We start from the raw sequence: 21,926 nt of genomic DNA, 5'->3' as shown, positions 1-21,926 counted from the left end.
AAAGTGGCAGCAGATAGCAGTTTTGACGTAACCTCCAAGATTGACCGTATGGAGCTCGATAACGCCATTAACCAGGCGATACGCGAGATTGATACTCGCTTTGATTTTAAAAATACGGGCTCAAAGATCGAGTTAGAGGGTGAAAAGATTTTGATTGAGGCTGATACTGAGGAGAGAGCTAAAGCAGCACTTGATGTGGTCAAAGATAAGATGATCAAGCGCGGAGTATCTTTAAAGCATTTAGATCCAGGTGCACCTTTCTTATCCGGCAAGATTTACAAGATTGCCGCACCTTTGAAAGAGGGAATTTCAACTGAGAACGCGAAAAAGATTGCGAAGTTTTTACGCGACGAGGGACCTAAATCTATAAAGACTCAAATTCAGGGTGATGAACTACGGGTAACGTCAAAGAGCCGCGATGACTTGCAAGAAACTATGGCGATGATTAAAGATGGTGGCTGGGATTTTGCAGTTCAATTTACGAACTTTAGATAATTGAGCCACCACAAAACGGGCCTACTCTTTGGAGTGAGCGCCTATGTTCTTTGGGGTGCTTTTCCGCTGTATTGGCCGCTCCTGGAACCTGCTTCAGCACTTGAAATAGTTTCACATCGTGCAGTTTGGACGCTGGTCTTTTGTATCATTATCTTAGCAATCACAAAATCTTTACGCGCTACTCGTGAAACTATGCGCCGCCCGAAAGTGGCAGCAAAGTTATTCCTAACTTCTATTCTTATCTCAATTAACTGGTTGGTTTATATTTGGGCAACAAATAATGGACACGTTGTAGAGGCCTCATTGGGTTACTACATAAATCCATTAGTCATGATTGGTTTTGGAACCATAATTTTGAAGGAAAAATTGCGCGCGCTTCAATGGTGTGCAGTTGGTATTGCTGCAGTGGGTGTTTTAGTGCTCACAATTGATTATGGACGCTTACCGTGGATTGCACTCACGCTTGCCTTTTCATGGGGCAGTTACGGTTTTGTAAAGAAACAACTTGGCCTTGGAGCCCTCGAGGGATTAGCGATAGAAACGCTAGTAGCGAGCCTGCCATACTTGTTTTTCTTGATCTACCTTGGCGAGAAGGGCACCGGACAGTTCGGTAATGGTCTGGGTATAACCATTCTTCTCATTAGTGCTGGAGCAATAACTGCAATTCCTCTTCTCCTCTTTAATGGTTCGACCACTCGTTTGCCACTTACGGTTATTGGCCTGCTGCAGTACATAACTCCAACGATTCAATTTTCAATCGGAGTGTGGGTCCGGCATGAAGCGATGCCAACTGCGCGCTGGATTGGATTTCTTATTATCTGGATTGCGCTTATAACACTGGCTATTGATTTAGTTAAATCAAGCCGAGCGATCGATAACGGCTTCGCATAACGACACCAATGCACCAGTTGCATCACTGACAGGAAGTGGGCCAAGTGCAAGCTTGGCTTCGCGTGCAACTTGATGTAACTGGTTACGTGAATCATCCAAAGCTTTGTGATTGCGCAGTGCCACTAATACGTGCGCAACTGTCGTTTCATCTTCTATTGGCGTTGCGAGTAATCGTTGTAGTTCTCGGTCAGCAGGATCGGTTGACTTCATGACATTTAAAGTCACAAGGGTTGGAACACCTTCACGTAAATCTGTACCCGGTGTTTTACCCGATTGATTTGACTCACTTGCGATATCGATTACATCATCCGCTAACTGAAAAGCAACTCCGATTTTTTCGCCAAATAAAGTGACGGTTTCAGTAATTTCTGCAGGGGCACCAGAGACAATTCCGCCATAGCGCGCACTTGCTGCAATTAATGATCCGGTTTTATCGGCGACGACCTTTAAATAATGTTCTAATGGGTCTTGGCCTGATGCAGGTCCTTGAGCCTCCATAATCTGGCCAACCACAAGTCGTTCGAAAGTTCGGGCCTGTAGACGAACCGCCTCGGGGCCAAGATCGGCAAGTAAGTCAGATGATTTTGCAAATAGAAAGTCACCCGTCAAGATTGCTATGGTGTTTCCCCAACGCATATTTGCACTCTCTACACCTCGACGCAGGGGCGCTTCATCCATAACATCATCGTGATAAAGCGTTGCCAAATGGGTTATTTCGCAGGCAACCGCGGCAGCAATGACCTCCTGTTTCGTTGGATCCCCAAATTGAGCTGTTAATAGGGTTAATAAAGGGCGAAGGCGTTTACCTCCGGCGGCCAATAAGTGGTGGGCAGTCTCATTAACAAATGGGTACTGGCTCTGTGTGTGGTTAAAAAGTAAGCTCTCAACTTGTGCCATTTGCGCAAGCAGTGTCGCTTCAAGTTCTGGAGCAATGTTTGGAATACCAAATGAGGACATCAGCGAATAAAGGTTGAGAAGTTTGTAATCATTGTCAGAAGTGGTGCTGGGTAAATACCGAGCAGAATAGTAAGAACTATTGAAGAGATGACTGCAGCACGCGTAAGTACGGATGGAATTTCTACACTTGTACCATCTTGAATTGGATCGGTAAAAAACATCAAGACAATTACGCGAATGTAGAAGAAGGCGGCAATTGCACTTGAAAGAACGCCAGCGATTACAACGCCTTTAGCACCATTTTCATAGGCCGCAGAAAAGATAGAAAACTTTCCTATGAAGCCGCTTGTCAAAGGAATTCCGGCAAATGCCAATAGGAACCCAGCAAAGGTTGCAGCTACCCAAGGTGAACGTTTGCCTAAACCCTTCCAACGATTCAAATCAGTTACTTCTCCACCTGAATCTCGCACCAAAGTTACAACTGCAAATGCGCCAACGGTTGCAACTCCGTATGTAAATAGGTAGAAGATTGAAGCTTCAAGTCCAGCTTTGTTCAAAGCAATTACACCTGCAAGAAGAAAACCGGCATGTGCTATTGAAGAGTAAGCCAACATACGTTTAACATCGCGTTGGGCTATCGCTACCAATGAACCAAATAACATTGTAATGATTGCAATTGCGGAGAGCAGAGGCGACCATGACCATTCCGCATTGGCGAAAACCGTGTAGTAAATACGCAGCATTGCGCCAAAGGCTGCTACCTTCGTCGCTGCGGCCATGAAACCAGTTACTGGAGTTGGTGCACCTTGATAGACATCGGGTGACCAGGCATGAAACGGTACTGCTCCAACTTTAAAGAGAAGTCCAATTGAAACAAAGGCGATACCGATTAGAAGTAATACATCGTTACCACTTCCGCCGACTACAGATTCACGAATTCCAGCAAAAGTTACTGAGCCTGAATAGCCGTATAAATAAGCCATTCCGAAGAGGAAAAATGCCGAAGAAAACGCGCCAAGTAAGAAGTATTTCAACGCTGCTTCCTGTGATGCTAAACGGCGGCGACGTGAGAGCCCGGCCATTAAATAGAGCGGTAAAGAGAGCATTTCAAGGGCGACAAAAAGGGTGATCAAATCACTTGAAACTGGAAACAACATCATTCCAGAGATTGCAAAAAGAGTTAGTGGATAAACTTCGGTTACTTGATTTCCTTTCTGCACTGCGTGACGCTCTTCATCAGAGCCCGGTAGGGCAGCGGCGAGAGCAGTAAAATGATCAGTGTCTGCAATAAGAAAAACCGAAATAATTGAAATGATAAGTATTGAGGCCTGCAACAAAATTGCTGGTCCATCTATTACCACCGATCCCATTGCAGCTGACGTAGATTCTTCATGTCGAATTCGCCACAATTGCGCGAGAGATAAAACTAGAGTGCCGATGGTGATACTCAGCTGAACTATTGGGCGAAGCGCTTTTGATACGAAAGCTTCGACAAGCACGCCGATTAATGCGCCGGCAAGGAGAATTAACATTGGTGAGAGAAGTGTGTAGTTAAGAACTGGTGCTGTGAATGTCATTACTTACCCCCACTATTCAAATTCGGTACAGGATCGCTGAAACCAAATTGAGCGATGACATGTGTGGCCGCTGGATTGATAACTTTAAGCAGTGGCGATGGATAGAAGCCAAGTACAACAATAATTGCAATAACCGGAGCGATGGCGACCTTCTCTCGAAGATTTAAATCACTAAGATTCTCATTGCCAGATGTAGTTGGACCATGTAAAGCTTTCTGTACTGGAATCAGTATGTAAAGTGCAGCTAACACAATTCCAAATGTTGCAATAATTGCATGAACTGGATAGCGAGTGAATGTTCCAACTAAAACTAGAAACTCACTCACGAAACTTGAGAGTCCTGGAAGGGCAAGAGAAGACATTCCGGCTAGGAAGAACATCCAAGCCATTACAGGTGTCACCCGTTGCAATCCGCCAAAGTCTGTGATCGTTGAAGAGCCACGACGCGAAATCATCCAGCCGCCGACAAGGAAGAGCGCTGCCGTTGAAAACCCATGATTAAACATATATAACGTGGCTCCGCTTTGACTTTGGGAGGTCATTGCGAAGATTCCCATAGTGATGAAACCGAAGTGGGAGATCGATGTGAAGGCAATGAGGCGTTTTAAATCACGTTGTCCTATAGCCAGGATCGCACCGTAGATAATTGAGATTACCGCCAAGACAAGAATCATCGGAGTGAATGTTTTGCTCGCTTCAGGAAATAGCGAGAGGCAGTAACGAATCATTCCAAAAGTTCCAACTTTATCGAGTACGCCCAACAGCAGCACGGAAGTTCCTGGTGTTGCTGATTCTGCAGCATCGGGAAGCCATGTATGGAGAGGCCAGAGCGGCGCTTTAATTGCAAAAGCTAAAAAGAATCCCAAGAATAGAAAGTTCTGAGTAGTTGAACTCATTTCAAGATCTGAAAGTGCAGCCAGATCAAATGTGTGACCGCCTTGGGCACCTGACATCACATACAGTGCAATGATGGAGGCTAACATCAACAAGCCTCCAAAGAGGCTATAAATTAGAAACTTAACTGCTGCGGCCGATCGCTCCCCTGTGCCGTATCCCCCAATAAGGAAATAAACCGGAATCAACATCGCTTCAAAAATTACGTAAAAAAGGAAGACATCGGTTGCAGCAAAGACGCCAATCATCATTGTTTCAAGAACGAGAATCAAGATATAGAAAGTTTTAACACTCCAACGTCCGCCATGTGCTTCATTCCAACCAGCCAGAACAACAACAGGTGCCAGAATTGTAGACATTAATATCAATACAAGTGCCAAGCCATCTATCCCTAGCGCGTAATTAATGCCAAAGGAGGGAATCCATGCATACTTTTCGACGAATTGAAGTTCTACATTATCTCGTTCAAAACCAACTGCCATCGCGATAGTCGTGCCCAAGACAACCAAAGTTGTAGCTAAAGCTACTTGCTTAGTTAATTTCTCATTTGCTTTAGGAAGACTAACTATTAAAACTGAACCCGCGAGAGGCAAAACCATTAAGAGTGTTAACCACATCATTATTGAGTCACCACCCAAATCGCTGCGACCAGTGCGACTGCACCAATCAAAATTAACATCGCATAACTACGGACAAAGCCGGACTGAATCCTACGCAGAGATGCACCTGAACCTAGCGCCGCTCGCCCAATACCACGAACCGCCCCATCGATTACAACTTCATCGGTCTTAAGTAAAACCTCGGTAAGTGCTTGACCTGGGCGCATAAAGGCAGCTTCATTGAAGCGATCCTGCATAAGATCTTGGCGCGCAATTTTGGTAAAGATTGAAACGTCAGAAGGAGCAACTTCATCAACTTCGTTGAGTGAATACTTAATGAAAGCGAATGCAACACCGATAGCCACCATTGTTAAAGCCATTGCCGAAACTAAGATCGGTGACAAGAGCTCTTCATGCTCTCCATGATCTTCAAACAGCGGTGATAGCCAGTTAACTAAGGCGTCGCCATTGCTCAATAAATATCCTGATGTAACCGAACCTACTGCAAGAATCGCCATTGGCAGCCACATCAGCCATGGGGATTCATGAGGATGTGCCTCTTCATCCCACCGTGATGGGCCTGTAAAAGTCAGGACCATTACCCGAGTCATATAAAAAGCGGTGATCCCTGCGCCTAGCAATGTGACAGTACCAAGAATGATTCCCTTTATGCCGCCAGCGTTAAATGCCGTCTCAATGATCATATCTTTTGAATAGAAGCCAGCAAATGGAGGAACTCCCAAAATTGCTAAGTACCCTAAACCAAAAGTGATAAATGTAATTGGCATAAACTTTCGAAGCGCACCGTATTTGCGCATATTTACTTCATCGTTCATTCCATGCATAACGGATCCTGCTCCAAGGAACATTCCAGCTTTAAAGAAGCCATGAGTGAGCAGGTGCATGATGGCAAATGCATATCCGACTGGGCCAAGACCGGCACCCAAAATCATGTAACCAATTTGCGACATAGTCGAAGCGGCAAGCGCTTTTTTAATATCATCTTTTGCTGTACCGATCAAGGCGCCAAACATCAATGTAATTGCACCAACAATCACAACTAATAGCTGTGCGGTAGGGGCTGCATCAAATATGAAGTTTGATCGAGTAATGAGATACACACCCGCAGTCACCATGGTCGCAGCGTGAATAAGGGCTGAAACAGGAGTTGGACCAGCCATCGCATCGCCAAGCCATGCCTGGAGTGGGAATTGAGCTGATTTTCCTGTAGCTGCAACAAGCAACATAATTCCAATCCCAGTTAGTGCAGCCGTTGATGTGTGCTCGGCCGCAGCTTTTACTCCAGTAAAGGAAACGGTGCCCATCGTGGCAAAGGCAATCATGATGGCAAAGGAGAGTCCCATGTCGCCGATTCGATTCATGACAAAGGCTTTTTTAGATGCAGTTGCATAGGCCGGCTTCTGATTCCAGAATCCAATTAAGAGGTAAGAAGCAAGACCTACGCCTTCCCAACCGACATAGAGATTGAGGTAACTATCACCCAAAACCAGTAACAACATCGAAGCGATAAAGAGATTAAGGAATGCAAAAAAACGTCGACGATCTGGGTCATGAGACATGTAAGAAATAGAGTAAATATGAATCAGGGTACCCACACCTGTAATTAAAAGTACGAAACAGATGGATAGTTGATCAAGAAGTAAGCCAGCGTCAATTTTAAAAGTTCCAACTGAAATCCACTCAAAGAGTTTTTGAGTTATTGGGCGTTCTTCATTTGTACGGTCCAGCATCAATGAGAGTTGATAAAGTCCTACGAAGAACGACGAGGCAGAAAGCGCTGTTGCAAGCAAATGTCCCCACTTATCGCTTCGACGGCCAGAAAGTAAAAGTATTACAGCGCCAGCAAGTGGAAGTGCAATTAGATAGACGAGGCTATTTGAAGTCATCATATTTATCGCTTCAACAAACTAGCATCATCAACGGATGCTGATCGACGTGAACGATAAATCGTCACGATAATTGCCAAACCAACCACAACTTCGCAAGCTGCTACCACCATTGTAAAGAAGGCAATTACTTGACCATTGAGATCACCATTGATACGAGAAAATGTTACGAAAGAGAGATTTGCAGCATTGAGCATTAGTTCAACGCACATAAAAACCACAATTGCGTTCCGGCGAACTACAACGCCAACTGCGCCAATTGTGAAAAGGAGTGCGGAAAGGTAGAGGTAGTTAGCGGCATTCATTTACTTCTCCTCCTCAACACTTGTATCGATAGAGCTAAGTTCAAATTGCGATGGATCCAAAACATCTCCGCGAGCTTTTAAGCTGGCATTAACCGATGCCACCGAAGCCGTGCCATCTGGCAATAGCGCAGGAACATCAACTGCGTTGTGACGGGCAAAAACACCTGGTGCTGGAAGACCAGCGGCATTTGCCAGTGACTCCCCACGAAATCTCTCTATTGAGAGTTGACGCTGTGTTGGACGTTCTTGGATTCGATGATGGTGAGCTAAAACCATAGCGCCAAGGGCGGCGGTAATTAAAAGCGCAGAAACAACTTCAAATGGCCAAACAAAAGTAGAGAATAAAAGTTGTGCAATTCCTTGAACGTTTCCGTCGGCATTTGCCGCCTCGACTCCGACCGCTGTGCGGCCGAGAGATGCACGTGCGAGTAAAGAAACCATTAATCCGCCAAAACCAAGGGCGGCCATAATTGCGATAGGTCGCAAACCGCGGATTGTTTCAGTTAACGAATCCGATGAATCAACGCCAACCAACATAAGAATAAATAGAAAGAGCATCATTACTGCGCCGGTGTAAACAACTATCTGCACAATTCCGAGAAATGGTGCACCTTGTGCGATATAAAAAATAGCCAGGGCGACCATTACAAATGCCATTAAAATCGCTGAGTGAACCGCTTTTTTTACGAGCAACATACCAAGGGCTGCCAAAAAAGTTAGCGGGGCGAGAATCCAAAAGAGCGTCGCTTCTGGCGATGCAGTCTGACCAACTTGTAATGCTAGATCGCTCATTTGTTTACTTCCTGCGATGGATGAGCACCAAGCACGTCACCTTTGTAATAGTTTGAATCATTCATATCTGGGTACATTGGATGTGGTGGCATCAACATTCCTGCACGCAATGGTCCGAGTAAGTCATCTTTTTCAAAGATGAGTTTTTCTCGCGAATCATCGGCAAGTTCGTACTCATTAGTCATTGTTAATGCGCGAGTTGGACAAGCTTCAATACATAACCCACAAAAAACGCAGCGAAGATAGTTAATTTGATAAACCTTGCCATAGCGCTCACCAGGTGACATCCGATGTTCTTCGGTGTTATCAGCACCTTCGACATAGATTGCATCGGCCGGACAAGCCCAAGCGCATAGTTCGCAGCCGATACATTTTTCAAGACCATCTGGGTGGCGATTGAGTTGGTGACGTCCATGGAATCGTTCTTGTGTTGGTGCTTTGACTTCAGGGTATTCAACGGTTTCAGGCTTTTTAAAGATAGTAGAAAAAGTGGTCCAGAATCCCTTCATATGACCGGTCAACCCAACTGAGCCAGGTTGATCTACCTGTGTGAATTCTACTTTCTTTAAATCCATATCGTTGCTTTTTAAAGGTTCAATTTCAGCCACGGTCGCCTCCATTACTGTGTTCAGAAATATTGACTGCAGAAATATTCATTGGCAGCTCTGGAATTGCAAAGCTAGGCGCTGTTGCATCTTTGAACACTATGGATTCCTTCTTCTTCTTTGCATTATCGAAGGCAATGTTGACCACCATGACGAGAAGCACTACAAAGCTAGCGAAGGCCACAACGGTCAATCGAGGTGCGCCTTGTAAGGACATTACTCGAAGTGTTGCAACTACTAAGATCCAAACGATTGACACTGGAATTAAGACTTTCCAACCAAACTGCATGAACTGGTCGTAGCGAAGTCGAGGAAGTGTTCCTCGCAGCCAAACGAATACAAAGAAGAAAACCAAAACTTTTGAGAAGAACCAAATTGCGGTAAACCAACCACCTAACCAATTTTCGGTAAAGCCAAGGAACGGTGGTGCGTGATATCCACCGAGAAAGAGAGTTGTCGCAAGGGCTGAGACAGCTATGATGTTGACATATTCAGCTAAGAAAAAGAGTGCAAATTTGAGTGATGAATACTCAGTGTGAAAACCGCCGACAAGTTCGCCTTCTGCTTCTGCTAAATCAAATGGTGCACGATTAGTTTCACCGACCATTGATATTGCATAGATAACAAAGGATGGGAACAGGACGACTGCATACCAGGTCGTGGATTGAGCGGCCACGATGTCTGATGTTGACATCGAACCTGCATAAATAAAGACAGCTACAAGTGAAAGACCCATCGCTATTTCATAAGAAATTACCTGTGCACTTGAACGGAGCCCTCCGAGAAGTGGATATGTAGAGCCCGATGACCAACCTGCCAAAATAATTCCATAAACACCTACCGAGGCGATAGCTAAGACGTAGAGAACCCCGACGGGAAGATCGGTCAGCTGCATGGCAGTTTTCTGCCCAAAGAGATTTACCGGGCCGGTAATTGGAATCACGGCAAAAGACATAAAGCATGTGGTAGCACTGATAATGGGGGCTACTATAAAGACAATCTTGTCTGCAGCAGCAGGAATGATGTCCTCTTTGAGTGCAAGTTTTACACCGTCAGCCAGAGCTTGGATTAAACCAAATGGACCAACGCGGTTAGGTCCGGGGCGTTGTTGCATGCGACCGACTAAGCGACGCTCTCCCCACACAGAAAGCAGTGTGAGCACAACACAAAAGATAAAGACGAGTAAGGCTTTTACAGTGATTAACCAACCTGGATCTGCTCCGATTAACTGCGCTGTTGTCATAGCTTCACCACCGTAACTACTGCGCCATGTCCAGCGCCTAGGTTTACAAGTAATTGAGAGCCTTGTGAATTACGTGGCGCCCAAATTGCATCGTCATGAATATCTTCAACTAACGCAGCTAAGGTAATTGAACCGTGAGATGTTGAAATCTTTAAGAGATCTCCATCGACAACGCCCATTGCTTGTGCGCGATTTGGCGAAATAACTGCAACGGTTTGGCGCGCTGTACCAGCTAAATTTTCTTCACCTTTCTGAAGTGTGCCAAGATCTAATAAACGGCGCCACGAATTAAGAATGAATTGCTTGTCACTTAGCATTGGGGCATCTGTTGAGTTCACTGGCTTCATTAATGCTCGTGCACCATCCCACGCACCGAGAGATGCAATCTCTTTAGCTGCAGCAGTGACGGTTCCGAGGTTTAATTCAGCACCCATTTCTTCGGCAATCATTGAGAGAATTCGAAGATCGCTGCGATTGAGTGAATCATGAACGGCCGCATCAAATGAACGTGCCCGTCCTTCCCAATTTAAAAATGATCCACTCTTTTCTGTGATTGCGGCAACTGGCAGAACTACATTTGCGCGCGCGCTCACTTCACTTGGAGCGATTTCAAGACTGACAACAAATGCTTTATCAAGGGCTTCAAGGGCTACGGCACTGTTTTTAGAATCTAGTGGGTCGACTCCACCAATAATGAGTGCTCCAATCGAACCTGATTTAACCGCGGCGTAGATTTCATCGCTACTTCGACCAACAGTTGCTGGAAGTGATGGCACGCCCCATAATGCGGCAATATCTACACGGGCTAGCGCATCTATCACGGGACGTCCACCTGGTAATAAGTTTCCAATTGCTCCGGCTTCTAACGCTCCACGCTCGCCTGCACGCCGTGGAATCCAGGCGATCTTCGCACCGGTTGAAACTGCCAAGGCGGCAACTTCCGTTAAAACCCCGGCGCTCTCGCATGCGCGTTCTCCGACGAGAAAAATTGATTGAGCAGTCAATGCCAATGAAGAAAGTGCGGCTGCCTCTTGACTTGGTGCAACCTTTACAAACTCAGCTTTGAGTTTTTCAACTCCAATTGAAAGTTTGCTAGCAATCGCCGTAACTTTCAACGCGCGTTTGCGTACCTGCTTATTTAAGCGCAAGAAAACAATTGGCGACTCTTCTTCGGGTTCAAAGCCAACTAATACAACGTGATCGGCGCGATCGATATCGCGATACGTTGTGGTTGAACTAACTACGTGGGCCGCTAAGAAGTCTCGCTCCTCATCTGAGGAAATCCTGGAACGGAAATCAACATCATTTGTACCTAGTGCAATACGTGCAAACTTGCTATATCCATATGCATCCTCATGTGTTGCACGTCCGCCAACAAGGACTGCCGAAGTATTTGATTTTAAACCATTAGCTGCGGCGGCAATTGCTTCTGGCCAAGATGCTTGAACTAGCACTCCTGCTTCATTGCGTACAAGTGGATGAGTTAAGCGATCAACCGCAGTTACGTATTTAAATGCCCAACGTCCTTTATCGCAATTCCACTCTTCGTTAACTGAGGCATCATCACCAGCTAGCCGACGAAGTGTCTTGCCACGACGAACATCGGTGCGCATATCGCAGCCCGATGCACAGTGCTCGCATGCCGAAGGAGTTGAAACTAAATCAAATGGTCGAGCGCGGAATCTATAAGACGCACCAGTTAGGGCTCCAACTGGACAAATTTGAACTGCATTTCCAGAAAAATATGACTTGAAAGGTTGCTTCTCGTAAATACCAACTTGCTGTAGTGCGCCACGTTCATTAAGAGTAATAAATGGATCGCCAGCAATTTGATCTGAAAAACGAGTACAACGCGCGCATAATACGCAACGTTCACGATCGAGTAAGACTTGGGATGAAATATTAATTGGCTTTTCAAATGTTCGCTTTACGCCTTCAAAGCGCGTTTCCGAGCGACCAGTGCTCATCGCTTGGTTTTGAAGTGGGCACTCTCCGCCCTTATCGCAGACTGGGCAGTCCAGAGGGTGATTAATAAGCAGAAGCTCCATAACACCTTTCTGTGCTTTATCGGCAACAGTTGATGTGAGCTGTGTTTTTACAATCATTCCTGGCTCAACCGGAATTGTGCATGATGCCTGTGGTTTAGGAAATGCTCGACCGTTAATTTCAATATCAACTAAACACTGCCGACATGCGCCGACTGGATCTAACAGTGGGTGATCACAGAATCGAGGAATCTGAATTCCAAGTTGCTCAGCTGCGCGGATTACTAAAGTCCCCTTCGGAACAGTAACTTCAAAACCATCTATAACAACAGTAATCAAGTCCACGATTTCAGTAGTATCCATTTACGCACCTGCCCCAACAAAGAGTGTTGAAGCAACTGGATCAAAGGGGCACCCTTTGTTCGTGATATGTGCAATGTATTCATCACGGAAATACTTAATTGAAGAAGTAATTGGACTCGTTGCGCCGTCGCCTAGAGCACAAAATGAGCGACCTAAAATGTTGTCGCAAAGATCTAGGAGTTTTGCAAGATCCTCTTCTGTACCTTTACCAGCCTCCAAATCGCGAAGAATCTGGACTAACCACCATGTGCCTTCACGACATGGTGTGCACTTTCCACATGACTCATGTTTATAAAACTCGGTCCAACGAAGTACCGCACGGACAACGCACGTTGTCTCATCAAATATCTGTAACGCTTTCGTACCTAACATCGACCCAGCAGCGGCTACGCCTTCGTAATCAAGCGGAGTATCTAAATGATCGGACGTAAAAATAGGAGTCGAGGATCCACCAGGTGTCCAGAATTTTAAGGAATGCCCAGTACGAATTCCGCCAGAGATTTCAAGAATTTGCCGCAAAGTTATTCCAAGAGGTGCTTCGAATTGACCTGGATTATTAACATGGCCCGACAATGAATACAGCGTTGCACCCTTGCTCTTTTCAGTTCCCATCGATTGGTACCACTCAGCACCATTATTAACAATCGCTGGAACTGCTGAGATGGACTCGACGTTATTAACAACGGTTGGACGAGCATATAGACCTGCGATAGCTGGGAATGGTGGACGCAGACGTGGTTGACCCCGAAAACCTTCAAGTGAATCTAATAGTGCAGTCTCCTCACCGCAAATATATGCACCCGCTCCGACGTGTAGAACTAAATCTACTCCATTACCAAGATGACCGGCTTTGTAGGCATCTTCAATTGCTTGATTGAGTCGGCGGACAATATGTGTGACTTCTCCACGGATGTAAATAAAGGCATGCTTCGCTCGGATTGCATGAGCAGCAATAATGCAACCCTCTACTAACACGTGTGGGTTTGCCATGAGTAATGGCATGTCTTTGCACGTACCTGGCTCAGACTCATCGGCATTTACAACTAAGTAGTGATCTTTATTATCGCCCTGCGGAATAAAACCCCACTTCATTCCAGTTGGGAATCCCGCTCCGCCACGACCACGGAGGCCAGAATCTTTGACTAATTGAATAACTTCATCGGGATCCATAGCTAATGCTTTTTTCGAAGCTGTGTATCCACCGTGACGTGTATATGCCTCAATCGTGAATGAATCCTTTTCATCCCAATGCGCTGAAAGTACAGGCGTTAACGCAGTCATTACTTGCCCTCTTTCGAAATCTTTAAACCGAGAAGAGTTGGTTCGCCAGCTTGAACACCTTCGTGTGCTCTTCCATCATTGATCCCCGCCAGAACTGCCGATGCCTCTTTCCACGTTACTAACTTATCTGGACCACGTGTAGGTGGGATTGGATTTCCTTCGCGCATTGAATCAACTAAATCCTTTGAGGATTGCACAGTTTGGTTGTCATAAAACTCCCAATTAGCCATAACTACTGGTGCATAGTCGCAGGCCGCGTTACATTCAATGTGTTCAAGAGAGACTTTCCCGTCTTCAGTAACACCATCATTCTCTACGCCAAGATGCTCTTTAAGACCAGCAAAAATTGCATCCCCGCCCATTACTGCGCATAAAGTATTAGTGCACACACCTACGTGATACTCACCAACCGGCTTGCGCTTGTACTGAGTATAAAACGTTGACACTGCTGAAACTTCTGCCATCTCTAAAGTTAAAATCTTGGCAATAAGTTCAATGCCTTCGCCATTTACGAAACCCACACGTGATTGAACAAAATGTAAAAGCGGCATGATTGCCGAACGTGGTCGTGGATAGCGCTTAACTATTGAATCCATTATCGCGAGATCTTCGCTTGAGTAAGCCATTAGCGGTCAACGCCTCCCATTACTGGATCGATTGATGCGACTGCGGCGATTATGTCGGCGATCATTCCGCCTTCACTCATTGCCGATGTTGCTTGCAAGTTGTTAAAAGATGGCTCTCGGAAGTGCATACGGTATGGACGTGTACCACCATCGGATACAACATGAGCACCGAGTTCACCCTTTGGAGATTCAACTGCTTGATAGACCTGACCGGCTGGAACATGAAAGCCTTCGGTAACTAATTTGAAATGGTGAATGAGTGATTCCATTGAAGTTCCCATAATTTCGCGGATATGGTTAAGTGAATTTCCAAGTCCATCGCTGCCAAGGGCTAACTGTGCGGGCCAAGCAATTTTCTTATCGGCAACCATGACAGGTGCGCCATCTAGATTTTCTAATTTATCAAGTGCCTGTTCGATAATGCGCAGTGATTGTTCTAGCTCGTTCATGCGAATCAAGAAACGACCATAAACATCACACGTATCGGCAGTGACTACATCAAAGTCATAGTTTTCATATCCACAATATGGCTGCATTTTACGTAAGTCCCACGGAAGACCGGTCGAGCGAAGTACTGGACCAGTGATACCAAGCGTTGTAGCTCCAGCTAAATCAAGATAGCCGATCCCCTGTGTTCGTTTTAACCAGATTGAGTTTCCGACAAGAAGGTTTGTGTTGTCCTTAAAGTTTTTGCGCATCAGTTTTACTGCATCACGAATCTTTGAAATTGCACCTTCCGGAAGATCTTGTTGAACTCCGCCTGGGCGGATATAAGCCATATTCATGCGTAAACCCGAGATCATTTCAAAGATATCTAGAACAATTTCACGTTCGCGAAAAGCAAAAAACATTGGCGTAATTGCGCCGAGTTCGAGAGCACCTGTACCAAGGGCGACCATATGGGATGAGATACGGTTGAGCTCCATCATCATCACGCGAATAACGCTGGCACGCTCTGGAACGTCATTAGTAATGCCAAGAAGTTTTTCTATCGCTAAGCAGTAAGCAGTCTCATTAAAGATTGGCCCTAAGTAATCCATACGCGTTACGAAAGTTGTTCCTTGCGTCCAACTACGGTACTCCATGTTCTTTTCAATTCCTGTGTGCAAATATCCAATACCGCAACGGACTTCCGTGACAGTCTCTCCTTCTAGTTCAAGAATTAAACGAAGAACTCCGTGAGTAGATGGGTGCTGCGGCCCCATATTTACGACTACGCGCTCTTCTTTAGTCGAACCAATTTCTTGAACGAGTGAATCCCAATCCCCACCAGTTACTGAAAAAACCGTTCCTTCGGTGGTTTCGCGAGAAGGTGCGTATGGGTCAAATGTTGTCATGAATAGCTCCTACGTTCACTAGGCGGAGGAATTGTTGCGCCTTTATATTCAACTGCAATTCCACCTAATGCGTAATCTTTGCGTTGAGGATGGCCCTGCCAATCATCTGGCATCAAAATCCGAGTTAAACCTGGGTGAGAATCAAAGATTATTCCAAACATGTCAAAGGTTTCGCGCTCATGCCAGTTATTGCCCGCCCACACCTCAACTAATGATGGGATGTGCGCATCGGCCTCTGAAACCGAAACCTCGAGACGAACGCGACGATTATTTGTCATGGAGAGGAGTGGATACACAGCTACAAGTTCGCGACCAGTGTTGTTTGGGTAATGGATACCAGAAACTCCCATGCACATTTCAAACTTCAATGTATCGCGTAAAACCAAGGAAATTTCAACTAATTTTTCACGCTTTACATGCAGTGTTAGTTCGCCACGATCAACAATTACGCGCTCAATGGAGGCTGAAAACTCGGGGTAAGCACGCTCTAAATCATCAACTAAACCATCGAAATAGCCACCATAAGGACGTTCTGATGAGCCTGTCGATGCCGCGCTTCTAACTAGACCACCATAACCGGAGGTATCACCCGTACCACGTGCCCCAAACATTCCAGAATCAGTCATTTATGCAAGCAAACCTTTCATCTGCTGAGTTGGTTTCGCATTCATCGCAGCGAGTTCAACTTCCTTAATAATTTGCGCACGATTAGCGCCGAGTTTTTCATCATAGATTTTTTCATGAAGCTTTAAAATTGCATCCATTAACATTTCTGGGCGGGGTGGACAGCCGGGAAGGTAAATATCAACAGGCACTACGTGATCTACACCTTGGACAATTGCGTAGTTATTAAACATTCCACCTGAAGAAGCGCAAGCACCCATCGCAATAACCCATTTGGGTGCCGACATCTGATCATAAATTTGGCGCAATACTGGAGCCATTTTATTCGACACTCGTCCGGCAACAATCATTAAATCTGCCTGACGTGGAGATGCGCGAAAAACCTCCATACCAAAACGCGAAATGTCATACTTTGCAGCCGATCCAACGGCCATCATTTCAATTGCACAACAGGCAAGACCAAAAGTTGCTGGCCACAATGAATTCTTGCGCATGTAACCAGCAAGTTTTTCAACGGAAGTTAATAGAAATCCACTTGGAATTTTTTCTTCAAGACCCATTTCTTAATCCCACTCCAATCCGCCGCGCCGCCACACGTATGCATAAGCAATAAATACGGTGCCAATAAAAATTGCCATTTCAACTAAGCCAAAGAGTCCTAATTGATCAAATGTGACTGCCCATGGGTAAAGAAAAACGATCTCAATATCAAAAATAATAAATAGCATCGCCGTTAAAAAGTATTTAACTGGAAAACGTCCACCCTCTGCAGCTTGTGGAGATGGTTCGATTCCGCATTCATATGAATCTAACTTTGCACGGTTATAACGGGCAGGACCTGTGAGCGCACCTGCAACTACCGAGATTAAGGCAAAGGCAAAGCCAATTGCCCCTAGTGCGAGAATCGGCACATATGGATTAGATGTGGATATCACGTACGAAATCTTAGAGTCGTATGGCCTATGCCAATGACCGCTAACCCTTTATCCCGATGTGAACTGCAACAACCCCAAAAGTCAGATTTTTCCAGATTACCGAACTCCAGCCTGCGAGCTCCATCGCCTTTGCCAGACCCTTTTGATTTGGCCATGCCCTGATTGATTGCGCTAAATAGAGGTAGGCATCGGGATTTGACGCTGTTTTCCGAGCTATTGCGGGCAAAGCGCGCATCAAATACCCCATATATAGGCTACGAAAAGGGCGCCATGTGGGGTGGGAGAATTCAACAACGACCATTCGCCCCCCTTTCCTAACCACACGTAGCGCTTCGGCGAGCGCTTTGTTGTAATCCACTGTGTTTCGCAAGCCAAAAGAGATCGTTGCTACATCGAAGCTCTCATCATCAAAGGGCAGATTTAGGGCATCGGCCTTGGAAAAGTTCAGATATGGGCGGGATTTTCGACCCTGAGCGAGCATTCCCTCAGAAAAATCAGTTGACAGTACGGTTGCGCCGGCTTTATGCAAGGGCTCTGAGGAAGATCCCGGTCCGGCGGCAATATCGAGAATTGTCATGCCAGGGGCTGGTGCGATTATTTTCGTTGCCGCTTTGCGCCAGGCTTTAGTCCTGCCAAGAGACAGGAGATCATTGATGAAGTCATAGCGTTTGGCCACACCATCAAACATCGCCGCAACCTCTTTAGGATCTTTGCCGAGATTAGCGCGGGACATACATGCATTCTCCCTTGAAGTAGGCTCATCCACAACTTCATCGCCCAAGGAGATTTCCCTCATGGTTTTGCCGGCTCCATGCCCTCGCTAGTCTCAGTAACAACGACCCATCTTGGTAAACACTTGCCTCTTCTCGATCTTTTACCTGATTCGAATCCAGTTGCTTGGGTTCGCAACGGAGAAGGTTTAGTTGGTTGGGGTGTTTATGCAACAACAACCGTAAGTGGCCCGAACCGCTTTGCCGATGCACGTAACTGGTGGTTGAAACAACTTGAAAGCTTTGCGGTAACAAATTCTGTACATGGAAATGGAACAGGCCCAGTTCTATTTGCATCCTTTTCTTTTTCGGCAGAGGATGAATCAGTCTTAATTATTCCGGAAGTAATCGTCGGAAAGAAAGCAGAGAAATCTTGGATCACTTGGATCGGTCCATCCCCCCAACCAGATTTGAAATCTCTCTCTCCGCAATTAATTCCCACCTCGATTTCTTGGGATGTTAACAACGATGCAGATAGCGCATGGAAAGCTCGGGTATCTACTGCAGTTAATCGAATCCAAGGTGGTGCTCTTGATAAAGTTGTACTTGCCCGAGATTTCACTGGAAGTGCCGAAGAAGATATTGAGCCGCGAACGATCTTAAGAAAGTTAGCAGTCGAATATCCCTCGACATGGAGTTTTGCAGTATCCGGATTAATCGGTGCTACACCTGAATTACTACTGAGATTGAGCCGTAAAATGGTTACTTCTCGAGTTTTAGCTGGGACAATTAGTAGAACCGGTGATGACGAGCGCGATTTAGCGCTTGCGGCATCTCTTGCTCGTTCTTCGAAAGATTTAGAGGAACATATCTATGCTGTGCGATCTGTTGCCGATGCTCTTGAACCACTGTGTACTTCAACAAATGTTCCTGAGTCGCCATATGTCTTGCACTTAGCAAATGTCATGCACTTAGCAACCGATGTAACTGGTGCTTTAGCTGAAAAATTGGCCCATGTTGATGCTTTTACAATCCTTGAAAAACTTCATCCTTCAGCGGCAGTCTGTGGTACACCGCGAGAACAGGCTGCTTTATTAATAGCCGAGATTGAAGGAATCTCACGTGGTAGATACGCCGGTCCAGTTGGTTGGATTGATGCCGCCGGAGATGGAGAACTTGGGATTGCACTTCGATGTGGTCAGATTAAGGGGCGAACAATTCGAATCTTTGCTGGTTGCGGGATAGTTGCCGGATCCGATCCCGACAAAGAGCTAGCAGAGAGTGAAGCCAAACTAATACCAATGCGAAGTGCTTTAATTAAATAGAACTCATTTTTTCATAAATCGATTTCAAGTATTGCGCATTAGCATCACGTGATTGAACCTTAGCGACTACAACAGAGACACCTTTGATCGGCTTCGTCAATTCATTCTTAAGTTCTGCAATAGATGTAATCGTTGTTGAAGGTACTCCAAATGACTTTGCAATAGCTGCAGGGTCTAAACCATGAGGGGTTCCAAATACTTTTTCAAAGCCTTCGATCCCACGTTGTGAAAGTGTTGAAAAAATTCCACCGCCATCATTATTAATTACAATAAACTTACAGTTAATATCTTCGCACTCAATTAACCCAGTGATGTCATGAAGAAAAGCTAAATCTCCAAGTACTGCAAAAGTTTGAAGATGTCCCGACGCTACACCCAATGCCGAAGAGATATTCCCATCAATCCCTGCTAAACCTCGGTTTGCATAGGTAGTTACGCCAAAGCGAGGAGTTGCAAAGCCCTCAAAGTCTCGAATTGGGCGTGATGAGGACATAAATAGAGCTGATCCATCTGGAATCGCCTCTCCTATCTGCCTTGCAATCGCAGCTTCGTTCCAGCCATCGAGTTCGTTAATTAATTTCGCACAGCGCGCTGAGTATTTCTGCCATTGAGCAATCCAATCTTCGGATGCCATCACATTGTCTAACAGCGGAATTTCAGTAAAGCGCTTTTCTGCAGACCGATCGCTATCAACTGTTGCGATTCGTGGATCAATAACATAAATCAATGGTGCCAATCCAACAAGTGCATTGATCGATCGTGAAAGTGTTGTACGCCCTATAACAATGACGGCTTGCGGAACTAAAACACTTCTTACTTGGGCTGCGGCTAAGAAAATCGAGGCGTGTGCGATCGCGTGCGGAAAAGTAAGTGGATCTTCTGCAATTATTGGCCAATCAAGTTTCTTAGCAAATGTACTCACCTCATCCACACTTAATCCGCCGCGATCATGGCCAATCACTAAAACTCCACGACTTGCCTGCACTTTTAGTTTTACTGCGCTCTTGCGAGATTCAAATGAAGGCGTGGCGATTTCAATCTCATCCAACCACTCAGCTGATTCATCAGGCAACAGCGGTTCATCAAACTGGAGATTCAAATGTACGGGACCGAACCGTAAGCTATCCAAAGGTAATTCCATTGGAAAAACTGGTCCGTCAATATCGGCAAAATATCGAACGGCTTTTCCAAAGATTCGTGCCTGCTCTGTAGTTTGATTTGCACCCGTGCGCCGAAGCATTGCCGGGCGATCAGCGGTTAAAACTAGCAATGCAGCATTCGTGTGGTTTGCTTCTAAAACCGCGGGGTGGAAATTCGCAACTGCCGTACCACTTGTGCAAACGATAGGCACAGGTCTGTGAGTAGATTTAATAAGACCCAGTGCAAAAAAAGCTGCGGTGCGCTCGTCGATTCGAATATGAATTTTAATAAGTCCGCGTGTAGCAGCAGCGTTGAATGCCAGCAAAAGAGGTGCATTTCGAGAGCCAGGAGAGACCACTACATCGGTGATGCCGGCTTCAATAATCTGACGAACTACTGTCCGAGCTAACGCTGTCGAAGTATTCATTCATTCCACCCATTATTCTTAATACCTTGTTCTGCTCCAGCAGTCCACACCATGCGAATTCGATTCTTCCACCAGTTTAAGCGCTCGTTCGACACTGCAAACTTATTTAACGCCGAAGCATCTGGTTTTACATCTGTAACCTCAATTGTGCCGTCGATAATGGGAAGTTCACCAACATCTACTGCTAGTAAGGCTCCTGTTCCTAAACCACATGCATAATCCAGTTGCGAAATCGCAGCAGCAAGCTTTAGTCCATGCGAAATTCCAACCGCGCTCTCTAGCGCGCTTGAGACCGCAACTGGAAGAGAATAGTGACGTGCAATTTCTAAAGCTTTGGTGATACCACCAAGTGGCGCCACTTTGAGCATCACTATATCTATTGCACCTGAAAGATCTAGAGTTAATGGATCTTTGGCCTTTCTAATGATTTCATCACCAGCAATCTTTACTCCCGTGAGATGTTTTAACTCGCGAAGCTCCTCGATCGTTGAACAAGGTTGTTCGACATACTCAATCTCGCCCACTTGAGTTAAGAATGCATGAGCCTGGTTAACACTCCATAATCCATTAACGTCTAAGCGAATTTTTGCATCTGGGCGAAGCGCTCGGACGCAAGCAATTCGAGCTAAATCTATCTCCGGCTCTCCACCAACTTTAATTTTCACAACTTTAGTCCCCTCAAATGCATTAAGGAGTTTTTCAATTTCTGTTGGATCATCTATAGCCGGTAACGTGGCATTAACTTCAATTCTCTGCCGCACTGCTGCCGGCGTTTCAACAAAAGCGGCTTCTATACCGCTTAAGAGCCATGGCACTGACTCTTCATAACTGTATTCAAGGAAGGGAGAAAACTCGCCCCATCCCTGTGATCCCTCAAAAAGTGCGACTTCTCGGGAAGTGACTGAACGAAAGTCAGTCTTAGTCGCCAGTGCAACGACTTTGAGCGAGCCTAATATTGAATCAAGCAT

At 45.7% G+C, this 21,926-nt stretch carries 21 protein-coding genes; 3 read left to right on the top strand and 18 right to left on the bottom strand.

What is annotated here, in order from left to right:
* The first annotated feature begins 3 nt into the window (after nucleotides 1-3).
* Both Q8K48_08805 and rarD read left to right on the top strand, forming a co-directional pair.
* Entirely contained in the window at nucleotides 4-495 is a 492-nt protein-coding gene (locus tag Q8K48_08805; protein ID MDP1852495.1) for a YajQ family cyclic di-GMP-binding protein, read from the top strand.
* Nucleotides 496-1,386, top strand: a complete 891-nt coding sequence (gene rarD / locus Q8K48_08800; GenBank protein MDP1852494.1) for an EamA family transporter RarD — start codon at nucleotides 496-498, stop codon at nucleotides 1,384-1,386.
* Here the strand turns inward: rarD and Q8K48_08795 are convergent.
* Genes Q8K48_08795 through Q8K48_08720 form a run of 16 tightly spaced genes read right to left on the bottom strand, consistent with a single transcriptional unit; the run spans nucleotide 1,354 to nucleotide 18,089 of the window.
* Complete coding sequence (locus Q8K48_08795) at nucleotides 1,354-2,343, bottom strand: polyprenyl synthetase family protein (GenBank protein MDP1852493.1); 990 nt, start codon at nucleotides 2,341-2,343, stop codon at nucleotides 1,354-1,356. The genes rarD and Q8K48_08795 overlap by 33 nt on opposite strands.
* Entirely contained in the window at nucleotides 2,343-3,860 is a 1,518-nt protein-coding gene (nuoN, locus tag Q8K48_08790; GenBank protein MDP1852492.1) for an NADH-quinone oxidoreductase subunit NuoN, read from the bottom strand. Before nuoN ends, Q8K48_08795 begins: the two co-directional genes overlap by 1 nt.
* A complete protein-coding gene (locus Q8K48_08785) occupies nucleotides 3,860-5,374 on the bottom strand; it encodes an NADH-quinone oxidoreductase subunit M (protein MDP1852491.1) in 1,515 nt (504 codons plus the stop codon). The genes nuoN and Q8K48_08785 overlap by 1 nt, the downstream gene beginning before the upstream one ends.
* Nucleotides 5,374-7,263 carry an NADH-quinone oxidoreductase subunit L gene (nuoL, locus tag Q8K48_08780; GenBank protein MDP1852490.1) on the bottom strand — a complete coding sequence of 630 codons (1,890 nt, stop codon included), beginning with the start codon at nucleotides 7,261-7,263 and terminating at the stop codon, nucleotides 5,374-5,376. The genes Q8K48_08785 and nuoL overlap by 1 nt, the downstream gene beginning before the upstream one ends.
* A 2-nt stretch (nucleotides 7,264-7,265) precedes the next feature.
* Entirely contained in the window at nucleotides 7,266-7,565 is a 300-nt protein-coding gene (nuoK, locus tag Q8K48_08775; protein MDP1852489.1) for an NADH-quinone oxidoreductase subunit NuoK, read from the bottom strand.
* Complete coding sequence (locus Q8K48_08770; protein ID MDP1852488.1) at nucleotides 7,566-8,357, bottom strand: NADH-quinone oxidoreductase subunit J; 792 nt, start codon at nucleotides 8,355-8,357, stop codon at nucleotides 7,566-7,568. It lies immediately after the preceding gene.
* Complete coding sequence (gene nuoI, locus Q8K48_08765) at nucleotides 8,354-8,965, bottom strand: NADH-quinone oxidoreductase subunit NuoI (GenBank protein MDP1852487.1); 612 nt, start codon at nucleotides 8,963-8,965, stop codon at nucleotides 8,354-8,356. The genes Q8K48_08770 and nuoI overlap by 4 nt, the downstream gene beginning before the upstream one ends.
* Nucleotides 8,958-10,205: an NADH-quinone oxidoreductase subunit NuoH gene (nuoH, locus tag Q8K48_08760; GenBank protein MDP1852486.1), complete on the bottom strand. Its 1,248-nt coding sequence runs from the start codon at nucleotides 10,203-10,205 to the stop codon at nucleotides 8,958-8,960. The genes nuoI and nuoH overlap by 8 nt, the downstream gene beginning before the upstream one ends.
* Nucleotides 10,202-12,553 carry an NADH-quinone oxidoreductase subunit G gene (locus Q8K48_08755; GenBank protein MDP1852485.1) on the bottom strand — a complete coding sequence of 784 codons (2,352 nt, stop codon included), beginning with the start codon at nucleotides 12,551-12,553 and terminating at the stop codon, nucleotides 10,202-10,204. Before Q8K48_08755 ends, nuoH begins: the two co-directional genes overlap by 4 nt.
* The gene (gene nuoF / locus Q8K48_08750; protein MDP1852484.1) at nucleotides 12,554-13,834 is read right to left on the bottom strand and encodes an NADH-quinone oxidoreductase subunit NuoF; all 1,281 of its coding nucleotides are present in this window, start codon (nucleotides 13,832-13,834) and stop codon (nucleotides 12,554-12,556) included. It abuts the gene before it with no gap.
* A complete protein-coding gene (nuoE, locus tag Q8K48_08745) occupies nucleotides 13,834-14,460 on the bottom strand; it encodes an NADH-quinone oxidoreductase subunit NuoE (GenBank protein MDP1852483.1) in 627 nt (208 codons plus the stop codon). The genes nuoF and nuoE overlap by 1 nt, the downstream gene beginning before the upstream one ends.
* Entirely contained in the window at nucleotides 14,460-15,797 is a 1,338-nt protein-coding gene (locus Q8K48_08740; GenBank protein MDP1852482.1) for an NADH-quinone oxidoreductase subunit D, read from the bottom strand. Before Q8K48_08740 ends, nuoE begins: the two co-directional genes overlap by 1 nt.
* Nucleotides 15,794-16,423 (bottom strand): NADH-quinone oxidoreductase subunit C, encoded by a 630-nt coding sequence (locus Q8K48_08735; GenBank protein MDP1852481.1) that lies wholly within the window; start codon nucleotides 16,421-16,423, stop codon nucleotides 15,794-15,796. The genes Q8K48_08740 and Q8K48_08735 overlap by 4 nt, the downstream gene beginning before the upstream one ends.
* On the bottom strand, nucleotides 16,424-16,981 hold the full coding sequence (locus Q8K48_08730; protein ID MDP1852480.1) for an NADH-quinone oxidoreductase subunit B family protein: 558 nt from the start codon (nucleotides 16,979-16,981) through the stop codon (nucleotides 16,424-16,426).
* Between the two features lie 3 nt (nucleotides 16,982-16,984).
* Nucleotides 16,985-17,353, bottom strand: a complete 369-nt coding sequence (locus Q8K48_08725; GenBank protein ID MDP1852479.1) for an NADH-quinone oxidoreductase subunit A — start codon at nucleotides 17,351-17,353, stop codon at nucleotides 16,985-16,987.
* A gap of 43 nt (nucleotides 17,354-17,396) precedes the next feature.
* A complete protein-coding gene (locus tag Q8K48_08720) occupies nucleotides 17,397-18,089 on the bottom strand; it encodes a demethylmenaquinone methyltransferase (GenBank protein ID MDP1852478.1) in 693 nt (230 codons plus the stop codon).
* 78 nt (nucleotides 18,090-18,167) lie between these two features.
* On the opposite strand from Q8K48_08720, the gene Q8K48_08715 reads away from it, so the two are divergent.
* Entirely contained in the window at nucleotides 18,168-19,391 is a 1,224-nt protein-coding gene (locus Q8K48_08715; protein MDP1852477.1) for an isochorismate synthase, read from the top strand.
* Here Q8K48_08715 and menD read toward each other — a convergent pair.
* Nucleotides 19,384-20,958, bottom strand: coding sequence for a 2-succinyl-5-enolpyruvyl-6-hydroxy-3-cyclohexene-1-carboxylic-acid synthase (gene menD / locus Q8K48_08710; protein MDP1852476.1), 1,575 nt, complete (start codon nucleotides 20,956-20,958; stop codon nucleotides 19,384-19,386). The two genes, Q8K48_08715 and menD, sit on opposite strands and share 8 nt — an antisense overlap.
* Nucleotides 20,955-21,926, bottom strand: a complete 972-nt coding sequence (locus Q8K48_08705) for an o-succinylbenzoate synthase (protein ID MDP1852475.1) — start codon at nucleotides 21,924-21,926, stop codon at nucleotides 20,955-20,957. Before Q8K48_08705 ends, menD begins: the two co-directional genes overlap by 4 nt.

Source organism: Candidatus Planktophila sp. (assembly GCA_030681675.1).
Lineage (GTDB): Bacteria > Actinomycetota > Actinomycetes > Nanopelagicales > Nanopelagicaceae > Planktophila.
Note: the sequence above shows the minus strand (reverse complement) of the source record. Positions and strands in the feature narration are given on the sequence as shown.

Coding starts and splice junctions, on each gene's coding strand:
- Q8K48_08795 (MDP1852493.1), bottom strand. CDS start 2,343: ATGTCCTCATTTGGTATTCCAAACATTGCTCCAGAACTTGAAGCGACA.
- nuoN (MDP1852492.1), bottom strand. CDS start 3,860: ATGACATTCACAGCACCAGTTCTTAACTACACACTTCTCTCACCAATG.
- Q8K48_08785 (MDP1852491.1), bottom strand. CDS start 5,374: ATGATGTGGTTAACACTCTTAATGGTTTTGCCTCTCGCGGGTTCAGTT.
- nuoL (MDP1852490.1), bottom strand. CDS start 7,263: ATGATGACTTCAAATAGCCTCGTCTATCTAATTGCACTTCCACTTGCT.
- nuoK (MDP1852489.1), bottom strand. CDS start 7,565: ATGAATGCCGCTAACTACCTCTACCTTTCCGCACTCCTTTTCACAATT.
- Q8K48_08770 (MDP1852488.1), bottom strand. CDS start 8,357: ATGAGCGATCTAGCATTACAAGTTGGTCAGACTGCATCGCCAGAAGCG.
- nuoH (MDP1852486.1), bottom strand. CDS start 10,205: ATGACAACAGCGCAGTTAATCGGAGCAGATCCAGGTTGGTTAATCACT.
- Q8K48_08755 (MDP1852485.1), bottom strand. CDS start 12,553: ATGGATACTACTGAAATCGTGGACTTGATTACTGTTGTTATAGATGGT.
- nuoF (MDP1852484.1), bottom strand. CDS start 13,834: ATGACTGCGTTAACGCCTGTACTTTCAGCGCATTGGGATGAAAAGGAT.
- nuoE (MDP1852483.1), bottom strand. CDS start 14,460: ATGGCTTACTCAAGCGAAGATCTCGCGATAATGGATTCAATAGTTAAG.
- Q8K48_08740 (MDP1852482.1), bottom strand. CDS start 15,797: ATGACAACATTTGACCCATACGCACCTTCTCGCGAAACCACCGAAGGA.
- Q8K48_08735 (MDP1852481.1), bottom strand. CDS start 16,423: ATGACTGATTCTGGAATGTTTGGGGCACGTGGTACGGGTGATACCTCC.
- Q8K48_08730 (MDP1852480.1), bottom strand. CDS start 16,981: ATGGGTCTTGAAGAAAAAATTCCAAGTGGATTTCTATTAACTTCCGTT.
- Q8K48_08720 (MDP1852478.1), bottom strand. CDS start 18,089: ATGTCCCGCGCTAATCTCGGCAAAGATCCTAAAGAGGTTGCGGCGATG.
- Q8K48_08715 (MDP1852477.1), top strand. CDS start 18,168: ATGCCCTCGCTAGTCTCAGTAACAACGACCCATCTTGGTAAACACTTG.
- menD (MDP1852476.1), bottom strand. CDS start 20,958: ATGAATACTTCGACAGCGTTAGCTCGGACAGTAGTTCGTCAGATTATT.
- Q8K48_08705 (MDP1852475.1), bottom strand. CDS start 21,926: ATGCTTGATTCAATATTAGGCTCGCTCAAAGTCGTTGCACTGGCGACT.